The following is a 12,942-nucleotide window of genomic DNA, read 5'->3' as shown; positions in this document are numbered from 1 at the left end:
GACAGACTCGTCCCCATGCGCGTCTATCTCGGTTCCGACCACGCCGGCTACGAGCTCAAGAGCCATCTGATCGACTGGCTGAAGGAGCACGGCCACGAGCCCGTCGACTGCGGCCCGCACGTCTTCGACGCCGAGGACGACTACCCGCCGTTCTGCCTGCGCGCCGCCGAGCGGACGGCCGCCGACCCGGAGGCGCTGGGCGTCGTGATCGGCGGCTCGGGCAACGGCGAGGCCATCGCGGCCAACAAGGTCGCGGGCGTGCGCTGCGCCCTCGCCTGGAGCGAGGAGACGGCGCGGCTCGGCCGTGAGCACAACAACGCCAACGTGCTCAGCGTCGGCGCCCGGATGCACTCGGCGGACGAGGCCACCTCGTTCGTCGCGGTCTTCCTCTCCACCCCCTACTCGGGCGCCGACCGGCACACCCGGCGGATCGACATGCTCGCCGCCTACGAGAAGGACGGCACCCTGCCGCCGCTCCCCGAAGGGCACTGATGCCCGAGGGCCACACCATCCACCGGCTCGCCGCCGAGTACGTCACGCGCTTCGGCGGCGGCCGGCCGGTGCGGGCGGACAGCCCGCAGGGCAAGTTCGCGGACGGCGCGGCGCTGGTCGACGGGCAGCCGCTGACCGGCGCCGAGGCGCACGGCAAGCACCTCTTCCTTGGCTTCGGCCCGATCGGCTGGGTCCACATCCACCTCGGCCTGTACGGCAAGGTCGCCTTCGGCGAGGGTCCCGCGCCGGCCCCGGTCGGGCAGATCCGGCTGCGTCTGGTGGGTGCCGCCGGCTACGCGGAGCTGCGCGGGCCCACCGCGTGCGCGCTCATCACCGACGGCGAGAAGGCGGCCATCGAGGCGCGGCTGGGCCCCGACCCGCTGCGCGCCGACGCCGACCCGGAGCGGGCGTGGCGGCGGATCTCCGCGAGTCGCGTCTCGATCGCCGCGCTGCTGATGGACCAGAAGGTGGTGGCCGGGGTGGGCAACGTCTACCGGGCCGAGGTCCTCTTCCGCCACGGCATCGACCCCTACCGCGCCGGGCGTTCCCTCTCCCCCGCCGAGTGGTCGGCGATCTGGTCCGACCTGGTGGCCCTGATGCGGGAGGGCGTCCGCAACAACCGCATCGACACGGTCCGCGCCGAGCACACCCCCGAGGCCATGGGCCGGCCGCCCCGGGTGGACGACCACGGCGGTGAGGTCTACGTGTACCGCCGTGCCGGTCAGCCCTGCCTGGTCTGCGCGGCCGAGGTCGCGACCGCGACCCTGGTGGCGCGCAACCTCTTCTGGTGCCCGTCCTGTCAGGGGCGCTGACGCGCCGGCCGCCGGGGAACCGCGCCGCCGGGCCGCGCGTCGGTCCCCGTGAGCGGTGCGCCCGCATCCGCGACAGGCGTTGGGGAAGAGGGACATGAGCGAGCGGTCACACTCGGGGAACGGCGAGGCGGCGGCCGGGGACGGCCCCTGGTGGGCGGGGTTGGGCGTCGTCGGCGGGGTGCTCCTCGTGGTGCTCGGCCTCGGCGTCGCCGGCTTCCTGTTCTTCGGTGGGGTGGACGACGACGGCGACCTGACCGGTCTTTACGGCGCGGCCAGGGTCGCCGCGATCGGCCTCGTCGTCGCGGGCGGCGCGCTGCTGGCGAGGCGGCGGCGCGGCTGAGGCCGCCCGCTCAGTAGAGGGGGAAGGCCCAGCCGCCGGGGTACCAGGGCTCGCGTTCGCCGCGGAAGGCCGCCGAGGCGCGGGCCAGCGCGCCCGGGCGGGTCTCCTCGACGCGGCCGGCGGCCGCGAGGGTGGCCAGGGTGGTGCCGCCGAGGAAGGCGGCGCCGAGTTCGGCGACGGTGAGGCGCAGGTCGGCGGGGGCGGTGGTGGGCGCGCAGGCGGCGCCTCCGCCGTCGGCGAGGAGCCGGTACCGCCGGGTGTTCCAGGGGCAGAAGTCGTCCCGCACGTCGAGCACGACGTCCAGCGGCTGGGCGTAACCCCGACGTCGACGAGGCGCACCCAGAGCCGGTCGACCAGGGCCGAGGTGACGGCCCTGGGCTCGGCGAGCAGGTGGGGCAGCGGCTCGTCCGGCGCGCCCTCGTGGTCGATCCAGGTCACCAGGTCGAGCCCGGTGAGGAAGCGCCAGAGGGCGGCGTACGCCTGGCGGGTGAGCGCCGCGAGTTCCACGACCTCCGCCACGCCCGTGTCGTCGACGGCGCGGTGCCGGTAGAGGGCGTAGCCGGTGGCCCGGCCGTCGCGCTCCTGGTGCACGACGTACCGGAGGGCGGTGGCCCCGCCGCGGCGGTGCCGGTGGTCGGCGAGGCGGGCCCGCCAGTGCGGCTCCTGCCGGTCGGGCCAGCCGACGGTCGTGGCCCGCGCCTCGTCGTAGACCCGCTCGACGAGCGGGCGGGCCGCGCCGGGGTCGAGCTGCCGCACGACGCCGTCGCCGCAGTCCACGTCCGGGCGGAGGCGCAGGGCGCGCCGGTCGCAGCGGATCCGGTTCCCGAGCGTGCCGGGGCCGTAGCCGTAGCGCCCGTAGATCCCGGCCTCCGAGGGGCGGAGCGCGGCGATCGGCTCGCGGCCGTTCTCGTGCAGGTCCGTGAGCTGGGCGCGCATCATCGCGGTGAGCAGGCCGCGCCGCCGGTGCGTCGGTGCCACGCCCACGGAGGCGACGCCGGCCACCGGCAGGACGCCGCCGGGCACGGTCAGGGCCCGGCGGTAGACGGAGGCGCCGGCCACCGGCCGGCCCTCGTCGAACGCGCCGAGCGTCCGCGCGAGGTCGGTGGCGGCCCGCTGGTCGGCCAGCTCCTCGTCGGTGCGGTCCATGCCGTAGGTGTCGGCGATCATGCGCGCCCAGGCGTCGAACTCCTCGTCCCGCACGGCGCGCGGTGGGTATGGCTGGTTGGTCACCGGTTCTGTCTACCCGACACCTCGCTCGATCGCGGACGCGGCCCCCAACGCGGCGACGTCACGCGACTCCGGCGGGCCCCGCGCAGGCTTCGGCGATGGCGGCGGTGTCCCAGTAGAACGGTTGGACCCGGGCGATCCGGCCGTCCTCGATCGTGAGGGTCTGCAGGATGGGGAAGGCGAGCTCCCGGCCGGTGGTGCGGGCGCGGGCCCGGACCTGGGTGAGGACCACCGCGGTCTCGCCCGTGGCCAGGAACTCCTGCTCCACCATGTCGAAGGACTCCCACGTCAGGCTCATGGCCAGGAAGAACCGCTCCATGCCGGCGTGCCCGCGCCAGGTGCCGCCGAAGGGCAGGGCCTCGGCCTGGTGCAGCACGACGTCGGGCGAGAAGTACGGGGCGAGCGGGGCGAAGGAGGCCTTGCCGGGGCCGCCGGCCGCCAGGTACGCGGCCTCCGCCGCGTACATGCCGGTGAGCACGGCTGTCGAGTCGGTGGTCGTCGATGCGTCGGTCATGCCACCAGCGTCACCGCCGGTGCCGTGGCCCGCCGGCGGTGATCGGACGTCGCGTTGCGTTCCCGGTCAGGTGCGCGGCGCGGTGAACGCCGTGGTGAGCAGGGTGATCAGGCGCTCGGTGTCCGTTTCAGGGCCTGTCGGGGAGGTGTCGGGCGAGAGGCCGGTGAGGGTGCCCGACTGGTGGAGGGCGAGCAGGCCGATCATCGCGCGGTAGCGGAACGTGACCTCGTCGGCCGGGAGTTCGGGGAGGGCGGCGGCGAGTGCCGTGCGGTAGCGGCCCTCGACGGGGCTGACCTCGTCGGCGAAGATCCGCCGGATCCGGGGGTCGGGCTCGCACACGACGCGGCCGACGAACCGGGCGACGCGCGGGCCGCGCGGGCCGTGCCGGCGGACCAGGCTGGCGCCGGTCCCGACGAAGGTCCGCACCAGGTCCCCGACGCCCGGGGGCGTGCCGGCGGCCGTCAACTCGTCGAGCCGCCGCTCCCGTTCGGCGTTGACCGACTCCATGGCGCGCCGCACGACGGCGCGCAGCAGGCCCTCCTTGGAGCCGAAGTGGTAGTTGACGGCGGCCACGTTGGCCCCGGCCGCCTCCGTGACGGCGCGGAGCGTGGTGGCGGCGTAGCCGTGGTCGCCGAAGAGCTCCTCGGCGGCGTCGAGGATCCGGCTCTTGGTCGGGGAGGCGTCTGGCATCGGGCCCACGTTAAAACAAGCGCTTGATCGAGGCAACGTCGACGTGCTTCTATTCAAACGACCGCTTGAATCGTACGTTTGAGGGAGTTGCGTCATGGAGTCCGCGGAGATATCGAGCGCCCGGCGCCGGGCCGTCGTGCTGGGGGTGATGTGTCTGGCGCTCGCCGTGGTGGTCGGCATGCTGGCCTCGCTGCTGGTGGCCGTCCCCGGCATGGCGGGGGATCTGGGTGCCTCCGAGGCCGAGTTGCAGTGGGTCATGAACGCCTACGGCGTCGCGTTCGCCGGCCTGCTGCTGACCGGCGGCGCCCTGGGAGACCGGTACGGCCGCCGGGGGGTGCTGCTCACCGGCCTCGCGCTGTTCGGCGTCGCATCGGCCACGGTCGTCGCGGTGGACGACGTGACCGCGATCATCGCCCTGCGCGTGGTGGCCGGCGTCGGCGCGGCGCTGGTCATGCCGATGACGCTGGCCGTGATCACCCACGCCTTCCCGCCGGAGGAGCGCGGCCGGGCGGTCGGCGTCTGGTCGGGGATCAGCTTCGGCTCGGCGCTGCTCGGCGTGCTGGCCGCCGGCGGGCTGCTCGAACTCTTCTCCTGGCGGTCGGTGTTCGTGCTCAACGCCGGCCTCGCGGCCGTGGCGCTGCTGGCTTCGGCAGTGGTCACGCCCGCGTCGCGGAACCCGGACCCGGCGCCCTTGGACGCCGTCGGTTCCCTGCTGTCGGTCGCCGGGATCGGTGCCCTGGTCTTCGGCATCGTCGAGGGACCCGAGCGCGGCTGGGGCGACCCGGCGGTGCTGGGCGGGCTCGGCGCCGGGGTGGTGGGGCTCGTCACCTTCGTGCGCTGGGAGTCGGGGCGCGAACGGCCGCTGCTCGACCCGCGGGTGTTCCGGCTCCGTGGCGTCTCGGCCGGCTCGCTGGTGATCACGGCGGAGACCCTGGCCATGTTCGGCTTCTTCTTCCTCCTGCTCCAGCACCTGCAACAGGTTCTGGGGTACTCGCCGTTCCGGGCCGGGCTCGCGCTCGTGCCGATGGCCCTGTCCGCCATCGCCTTCTCGCCGCTCGCGCCGCCGATCGCCCAGCGGTACGGCATGCGCGCGGTGGTGGGCGGCGGGATGGCGACGATCGGGCTCGGGCTCGGCCTCATGGGCCTCCTCGCGGACCGCGCGAGCTACTGGCCGGTGTTGGGCAGCACCGCGCTCCTCGGCGCCGGCATCGCCTTCGCCGCCACCCCGGCCACGGACGCGATCGTCGCCGCCCTGCCGCGCGGCGAGCAGGGCGTCGCCTCCGCGCTCAACGACCTCACCCGCGAACTCGGCGGCGTGCTGGGCATCGCGGCGCTCGGCAGCGCCTTCAACACCGTCTACCGCGCGGAGATCGCGGACGCCACGAGCGCGGAGGCGCCGCGCGACTCGCTCGCCGCCGCGCTGGCCACGGCCGAGCGGCTCGGCGGTCCGGCCGGCGAGCGGCTGGCCGAGGCGGCCCGCGACGCCTTCACCGCCGGCATGCTCGGCGCCCTGCTGGTCGGCGGAGCGGTGGTGGTCGTGGGCGGGCTCGCCGCCGCGCTCCTGCTACCTGGGCGGGACGCGAGTGACCCGAACTGACGTCCATTTCCCCCAGCTTGGTCCGCGTTTGCCCACAGGCGGGTAACAGCGGTGGAGTCGGGCGGCGACAACGGGTAATCCGTGGCGCATGAGTGAGAACACGCCTCTGGTGCCTCGGCCGTTGCGACAGCTCGCCGAGGGGGCTCGGTCGGTGATGACCACGCGGGAGTTGCGGCGGCACGGGGTGCCGGTGGCGGCGGCGCACGAGCGGTGTCGGCCCGGCGGGCCGTGGCAGATGCCGCTGCCCGGCGTCTTCCTGCTGCACGCGGGGCCGCCGAGCGGGGAGGAGATGCTACGGGCGGTGTTGGGCTACATCGGGGGCCGGCCAGGGGAGGCGGTGGTGACGGGGCTCGCGGCGCTGGCCCTGCACGGGTTCAACGGGGCGCCGTCGCTCGGGGAGTTGGACCGGATGGACGTGCTGGTGCCCAGGACGCGGCGGCTGCGGTCGTCCGGTCCCGCCCGGCTGGTGCGTACCGAGGTGCTGCCCAGGGCCGTGGAGTTGGCCGGTTTTCCGGTGGCGCCGGTGGAGCGGGCGCTGGCCGACGCGGCGGGCCGGATCGGGGACGCGACGACGGTGCGGCGGCTGTTGACCGAGGCGGTGCGCGGCGGGCACTGCGAGGCGTCGGCGGTGCTGCGGGAGTTGGCCAGGGCCCGGCTGCTCGGCCGACCACAGGTGGCGGGCGCGGTACGGACGTTGCTCGCCGAGGGCCGGTCGGTCTCCGAGGAACGGCTGCTGGACGCCGTTCGCCTGGGCCGGCTGCCGGACCCCTGCTGGAACGTGGGGCTCTGGCTACCGGACGGCCCCTACGTGGGCGCGGTGGACGCCTACTGGCCGGCGCAGGGGGTGGCGGTGGAGATCGACGACGGGAACGAGGGTGGCGCCGGCGAGTGGCGGGGGACGCTGGCCGGGATCGGGGTGCGGCTCGTGCGGGTCACGCCGCGGCGGCTGCGCGAGTGCCCGCTCGGCGAGGCGGCCAGGGTGCGGGCGGCGCTGCGGGCGGCGGCGGCCGGGCCGCCGGCCAACTATCTGGTGGTGCTGCCCCGTTGAGTGACGCGCCGGCCCGGTAAATGCGAGTAACACAAATGTTACCGATAGGAATGGGACAACCTCGGTCACAAGTGACGCCAGGGTTCCGGTACTTCCGTAGGATGACCCGTCATCCTGATCAGGTAATCCGACCAAGGATGTCCATGTCACAGAGATCACGTCACAGACCGCTGTCCCGCGTCACCCTGGCCGCCGGTCTGGTGGCCTCGCTCGGTCTCGCCGGCCTCACCCCCGCGCTGGCCGCCGACGACGTTCCCCCACCAGTCACCGACAAGCCCATCGGCGAGAAGTTCTCCACCCAGGACGCCGCCCTGCTCGCCGAGGCCAAGGCGGGTGACGAGCCGTTCGTCACCCTGATGATCGCCGCCGAGCCGGGCGCCACCGAGGAGGTCGCCGAGACCGTCGGCGGCGTGCCGGGGGCCTCCGTCGGCTTCACCGAGGACGAGATCGGCTACGTGCGCGTGACCGTGCGCACCGGCCGGGCCGACCAGGCCATCGAGGAGGCCGTCGGCCTGGACTCCGTCCACGCCATCGACCTCAACGACGAGATCCCCGTGCCGGATCCGCTGCCCGAGACGGGTGCCGGCACGGGCTCGGGCAACGCCGGGCGCGCCTACTCCGCGCCCGACGCCGACACCCCGGCCGTCAACCCGTACCAGCCGGCCCACGAGACCGGCGCCGTCGACTTCGTCGACGACCACCCGCGCTGGGACGGCCGCGGCGTCACCATCGGCGTCCTGGACACCGGTGTCGACCTCGCCCACCCGGCGCTCCAGGAGACCACCACCGGCGAGCCGAAGATCACCGACTGGGTCACCGCCACCGACCCGATCATCGACGGCGACGGCTCCTGGCGCGCGATGGTCACCGCCGTCTCCGGCTCCTCCTTCACCTACTCGGGCCGGCAGTACACGGCGCCCGAGGGCGAGTACCTGATCAACGCCTTCCGCGAGTCCGTGGCCGTCGGCGAGATCGGCCGCGACGTCAACCGCGACGGCGACACCACCGACAGCTGGGCCGTGCTCTACGACCCCGAGGCCGGCACCGTCCGCGTCGACCTGGACAACGACGGCGACTTCGCCGACGAGGACGAGCTGCGGCCGTACGGCGACAGCGGCCAGATCGGCTGGTTCGGCACCGACGACCCCGACACCGAGATCGCCGAGGCCCTGCCGTTCGTCGTGGAGATCCGCGAGGACGTGCCGATGGACCCCTACGGCGGCGACTGGGTCGGCCAGACCGCCGACTTCGTCAACATCGGCATCGTCTCCGGCCGCCACGGCACCCACGTGGCCGGCATCACCGCCGCCAACAGCCTGTTCGGCGGCGAGATGAACGGCGCCGCGCCCGGCGCCCAGGTCGTCTCCTCGCGCGCCTGCGTGTTCGGCGGCGGCTGCACCTACACCGCGCTGTTCGAGGGCATGATCGACCTCGTCGTCAACCGCGACGTCGACCTCGTCAACGTCTCGATCGGCGGCCTGCCGGCGCTCAACGACGGCAACAACGCCCGCGCCAGGCTCTACAACGAGCTGATCACCACCTACGACGTCCAGCTGTTCATCTCCGCGGGCAACGACGGCCCCGGCACCAACACCGTCGGCGACCCGTCCGTCGCCGACCTGGTGGTGAGCGTCGGCGCCGGCATCTCCCGGGAGACCTGGGCCGCCAACTACGGCTCCGGCGTGCGGACCTCGTACGCCATGCTGCCGTTCTCCTCGGCCGGCCCGCGCGACGACGGCGGCTTCAAGCCCACCCTGGTCGCCCCCGGCGCGTCGATCAACACCATCCCGACCTGGCAGCCCGGCGCCCCCGTCGCCGAGGCAGGCTACGCGCTGCCGGCCGGCTACGGCATGCTCCAGGGCACCTCGATGTCCTCGCCGCAGGCCGCCGGTGCCGCCGCGCTGCTGCTGTCGGCCGCCGACCAGCGGAACATCGACCTCTCGGCCGCCGACCTGCGCACGGCGCTGACCAGTTCGGCCGACTCGATCAGGGGCGTGCAGGCGCACGAGCAGGGCGCCGGGCTCATCGACGTCCCGGCCGCCTGGCAGCTGATCACCCGCGGCGCCACCGCCCACGAGTACACCGTGACGGCCCCCGTCGACCACGTCCTGGCCGACCACCTGGCCACCCCGGGGCAGGGCACCGGCGTCTACGACCGGGAGAGCGCCCCGGCCGTGGGCGAGTCCGAGGAGTACGAGGTCACCATCGTCCGCACCACGGGCCCCAACCGGCCGGTGCGGCACGATCTGGCCCTGACCAACAACCACGACGACACCTTCCGGTTGCTCGGCCCCTCCAGCGTCACGCTGCCGCTGAACCAGCCGGTGACCGTCACCCTGCGGGCCAAGCCGCGGTCCTCCGGCGTCCACAGCGCCATCCTCACGGTCAACGACCGCGCCACCCAGGGCATCGACCAGCACGTCCTCGCCACCATCGTCGTGCCCCGGGAACTGGGCGCCCCCGACTACGCGTTGACCGAGTCGGGCACCGCCACCCGCAACGACTCGACCTCCTACTTCGTCACCGTGCCCGAGGGCACGAGGACGCTGGAGGTCGCCCTGTCCGGGCTGACCGAGGGCAGCCAGACCCGCTGGATCGCCATCTCGCCCGAGGGCCTTCCCGCGGACGACTCCAGCACCGTCAACTGCTACCCCAACTACAACAACCCGGCGAACACCTGCCGGCCCGACCTGCGCTCCTACGACGACCCGACCCCGGGCGTCTGGGAGTTCGAGGTCGAGTCGCGGCGCACCTCGCCGCTGCTGAGCAACCCCTACACGCTCACCGCCGCCGCGCTCGGCACCACCTTCGAACCGGAGACCGTGACCGTCGAGGAGGCCACGGTCGGCACCCCGACGCCCGTCACCTGGGAGGTCACCAACGGGTTCGCCCCCATCGAGGGCTCCCTGGCGGCCGGCGAGCTGGGCTCCGCGTTCAGCGACACGCCGACGATCACGCCGGGCGAGTACCTCACCAACGAGGTCGAACTCGGCGAGGGCGTCTCGCAGTTCGAGGTCACCATCGGCTCGGCCGCCGACCCGGGCGCCGACCTCGACCTGTACGTGTATCTGGACGGCGAACTGGTGGGCCAGTCCACCAGCTCCTCGGCCGAGGAACTGGTCCGGCTGACCGACCCGGCCGCCGGCAGCTACACCATCGAGGTGCACGGCTACGCCGTCCCGTCCGGATCCACCACCTTCGCCTACCGGGACGCCTACCTCAGCGCCGGGCTCGGCACCGTCGCCGTGGACACCGACCGCGTGGTCGAGCTGGCCAACGGCGCGTCGACCGACGTCGCCGCCGAGGTCACCGTCGCCGAGGCGGCGGCGGACGCCGGCGCGGGCCGCCAGGTCTTCGGGGAGGTCCAGCTGCGCAACGCGGCGGGCACCGTCACCGGGACCGGGCACGTCTCCGTCCAGCGGGTCACCGCACCGTAGCCACCCCCAGGGGCGACGGTGAGGAAACCGGGGCGGGCACGCGGCGAGGAGCCGCGCGCCCGCCCCGGCCGCGTCTTCCGTGGAAGGATGGCGACACCGCAGAGCTCGCAGCTTAAGGAGAGACCAGGTGCCAGGCACGAATCTGACCCGGGAGGAAGCGCGGGAGCGGGCACGGCTGCTCAGCGTCGACGCTTACGACATCACGCTCGACATCTCGGGGGCGCAGGAGGGCGGGACCTTCCGCTCCGAGACCGTCGTGCGGTTCACCGCCCGGGAGGCCGGCGCAACCTTCGTGGACCTGATCGCCCCCGAGGTGCGCGAGGTGGAGCTCAACGGCACCGCGCTCGACCCGGCCGAGGTGTTCGCCGACTCGCGGATCGCGCTGCCGGCCGTGGTCGAGGGCCACAACGAGCTGCGGGTGCTGGCCGACTGCGCCTACACCAACACCGGCGAGGGGCTGCACCGCTCCGTCGACCCCGTGGACCAACAGGCCTACCTCTACACCCAGTTCGAGGTGCCGGACGCGCGCCGCGTCTACGCCTGCTTCGAACAGCCCGACCTCAAGGCCACCTTCACCTTCACCGTGACGGCGCCCGAGGGCTGGACGGTCATCTCCAACTCCCCCACGCCGGAGCCCAAGGACAACGTCTGGCGGTTCGCGGCCACCCCCCGCGTCTCCACCTACATCACCGCGCTGATCGCCGGCCCCTACCACTCGGTGCACAGCAGCTGGGAGGGCGCGGGCCGCACGGTGCCGCTCGGCATCTACTGCCGCCCCTCGCTCGCCGAACATCTCGACGCCGAGGCCATCTTCGAGGTCACCCGGCAGGGGTTCGACTGGTTCCAGGAGAAGTTCGACTACCCCTACCCGTTCGCCAAGTACGACCAGCTGTTCGTCCCGGAGTTCAACGCTGGCGCGATGGAGAACGCGGGCGCCGTCACCATCCGCGACCAGTACGTCTTCCGCTCCAAGGTGACGGACGCGGCCTACGAGATGCGGGCCGAGACCATCCTCCACGAGCTGGCCCACATGTGGTTCGGCGACCTGGTCACCATGGAGTGGTGGAACGACCTGTGGCTCAACGAGTCGTTCGCCACCTACACCTCCATCGCCTGCCAGGCGCACGCCCCCGGCAGCCGCTGGCCGCACGCCTGGACCAGCTTCGCCAACCAGATGAAGACCTGGGCCTACCGGCAGGACCAACTGCCCTCCACCCACCCGATCATGGCCGAGATCCGCGACCTCGACGACGTCCTGGTCAACTTCGACGGCATCACCTACGCCAAGGGCGCCAGCGTCCTCAAGCAGCTGGTGGCGTACGTCGGCATGGACGAGTTCTTCCGCGGCGTGCAGGCGTACTTCAAGCGCCACGAGTGGTCCAACACGCGGCTCTCCGACCTGCTGACCGCGCTGGAGGAGACCAGCGGCCGCGACCTCACCGCCTGGTCGAAGGCGTGGCTGGAGACCGCCGGCATCAACGTCCTGCGCCCCGAGATCGAGGTCGACGCGGACGGCGTCATCACCTCGTTCGCGGTCCGCCAGGAGGCCCCGGCGCTGCCGGAGGGCGCCAAGGGCGAACCCACGCTGCGGCCGCACCGGATCGCCATCGGCCTCTACGAACTGACCGACGGCGCGCTGGAGCGGGTGGAGCGGCTCGAACTCGACGTCGACGGCGAGCTGACCAAGGTGCCGGCCCTGGAGGGCCGGCCGCGCCCCGCCGTCGTCCTCCTCAACGACGACGACCTCTCCTACGCCAAGGTGCGGCTCGACCCGGCCTCCATGGCGGTCGTCACCGAGCACCTGGCCGACTTCACCCTGTCGCTGCCGCGCGCGCTGTGCTGGGCCTCGGCCTGGGACATGACCCGCGACGGCGAGATGGCCACCCGCGACTACCTGGCGCTCGTCCTCTCCGGCATCGGCCGGGAGTCCGACATCGGCGTCGTCCAGTCCCTGCACCGCCAGGTCAAGCTGGCTCTCGACCTGTACGCGGCGCCCGACTGGCGGCCGACCGGGCTCACGCTCTGGTCCGACGCCGCCCTGGAGCGGCTGCGCGCCGCCGAGCCGGGCGGTGACCACCAGCTGGCCTGGGCCCGCGCCTTCGCGGCCACGGCCCGCACCGACGAACAACTCGACGTGCTGGCTGGCCTGTTGGCCGGCTCCGTGACGATCGAAGGACTGGCCGTCGACACCGAGCTGCGGTGGGCGCTGCTCCAGCGCCTCGCCGCCACCGGGCGTGCCGACGAGCCGGAGATCGCGGCCGAGCTGGAGCGCGACCGCACCTCCGCGGGCGAGCGCCACGCGGCGACGGCCCGGGCCGCCCGGCCCACGCCGGAGGCGAAGGCCGCGGCCTGGGCCTCGGTCGTCGAGGACGAGAAGCTGCCGAACGCGGTCCAGGAGGCCGTGATCAGCGGCTTCGTCCAGACCGACCAGCGGGAGCTGCTCGCGCCCTACACGGAGAAGTACTTCGCCGCGCTCAAGGACGTCTGGGAGTCCCGCAGCCACGAGATGGCCCAGCAGATCGCGGTCGGCCTCTACCCGGTGATCCAGGTCTCCGAGGAGACGCTGACGGCGACGGACGCGTGGCTCGCCAGGACCGACCCGACGCCGGCGCTGCGGCGGCTGGTGACGGAGTCCCGGGCGGGCGTCGAACGGGCGCTCAAGGCCCAGGCCGCCGACGCCGGCGCCGGCGCCTAGCCGGCGGGGCGTGGCCGCGGGCGGGGGGGGGGGGGGTTTAAGGCGGCCGCCCCCCCCCCCCCCGCGGCGGGGCGGGGGGGGGGGGGGGGG

Annotated in this window: 9 protein-coding genes and 1 pseudogene; 6 read left to right on the top strand and 4 right to left on the bottom strand. The window is 73.7% G+C overall.

Annotation, left to right across the window (positions count from 1 at the left end):
* The first annotated feature begins 15 nt into the window (after positions 1–15).
* Positions 16–492, top strand: a complete 477-nt coding sequence (locus tag ACFWI8_RS32645; RefSeq protein WP_387098964.1) for a ribose-5-phosphate isomerase — start codon at positions 16–18, stop codon at positions 490–492.
* A complete protein-coding gene (locus ACFWI8_RS32640; protein ID WP_387098962.1) occupies positions 492–1,304 on the top strand; it encodes an Fpg/Nei family DNA glycosylase in 813 nt (270 codons plus the stop codon). Before ACFWI8_RS32645 ends, ACFWI8_RS32640 begins: the two co-directional genes overlap by 1 nt.
* Before the next feature lie 350 nt (positions 1,305–1,654).
* On the opposite strand, the gene ACFWI8_RS32635 is transcribed toward ACFWI8_RS32640, so the two are convergent.
* The 4 genes and pseudogenes from ACFWI8_RS32635 to ACFWI8_RS32620 all read right to left on the bottom strand — a co-directional run bounded on the left by ACFWI8_RS32635 (position 1,655) and on the right by ACFWI8_RS32620 (position 4,075).
* Positions 1,655–1,930: a sterol carrier protein domain-containing protein gene (locus ACFWI8_RS32635; protein ID WP_387098986.1), complete on the bottom strand. Its 276-nt coding sequence runs from the start codon at positions 1,928–1,930 to the stop codon at positions 1,655–1,657.
* Positions 1,931–2,022: 92 nt separating this feature from the next.
* A pseudogene (locus ACFWI8_RS32630) lies at positions 2,023–2,811 on the bottom strand (GNAT family N-acetyltransferase); the annotation flags it as partial.
* Between the two features lie 121 nt (positions 2,812–2,932).
* Positions 2,933–3,385, bottom strand: a complete 453-nt coding sequence (locus tag ACFWI8_RS32625) for a nuclear transport factor 2 family protein (protein WP_387098960.1) — start codon at positions 3,383–3,385, stop codon at positions 2,933–2,935.
* Positions 3,386–3,451: 66 nt separating this feature from the next.
* Positions 3,452–4,075, bottom strand: coding sequence for a TetR/AcrR family transcriptional regulator (locus tag ACFWI8_RS32620; RefSeq protein ID WP_387098958.1), 624 nt, complete (start codon positions 4,073–4,075; stop codon positions 3,452–3,454).
* Positions 4,076–4,169: 94 nt separating this feature from the next.
* On the opposite strand from ACFWI8_RS32620, the gene ACFWI8_RS32615 reads away from it, so the two are divergent.
* From ACFWI8_RS32615 to pepN, 4 genes are all read left to right on the top strand, one after another.
* On the top strand, positions 4,170–5,672 hold the full coding sequence (locus ACFWI8_RS32615) for an MFS transporter (RefSeq protein WP_387098956.1): 1,503 nt from the start codon (positions 4,170–4,172) through the stop codon (positions 5,670–5,672).
* An 88-nt stretch (positions 5,673–5,760) separates the two neighbouring features.
* Entirely contained in the window at positions 5,761–6,720 is a 960-nt protein-coding gene (locus tag ACFWI8_RS32610; protein ID WP_387098954.1) for a hypothetical protein, read from the top strand.
* A gap of 143 nt (positions 6,721–6,863) precedes the next feature.
* Positions 6,864–10,157, top strand: coding sequence for a S8 family serine peptidase (locus ACFWI8_RS32605; RefSeq protein WP_387098952.1), 3,294 nt, complete (start codon positions 6,864–6,866; stop codon positions 10,155–10,157).
* A 127-nt stretch (positions 10,158–10,284) separates the two neighbouring features.
* Entirely contained in the window at positions 10,285–12,852 is a 2,568-nt protein-coding gene (gene pepN, locus ACFWI8_RS32600) for an aminopeptidase N (RefSeq protein ID WP_387098950.1), read from the top strand.
* The last annotated feature ends 90 nt before the right edge of the window (positions 12,853–12,942 follow it).

The organism is Streptomyces sp. NPDC127098, assembly GCF_042722465.1.
Classification (GTDB): Bacteria; Actinomycetota; Actinomycetes; order Streptomycetales; family Streptomycetaceae; genus Streptomyces; species Streptomyces millisiae.
The sequence above is the reverse complement of the archived record's forward strand: the minus strand, read 5'-3'. Positions and strand labels throughout refer to the sequence as shown.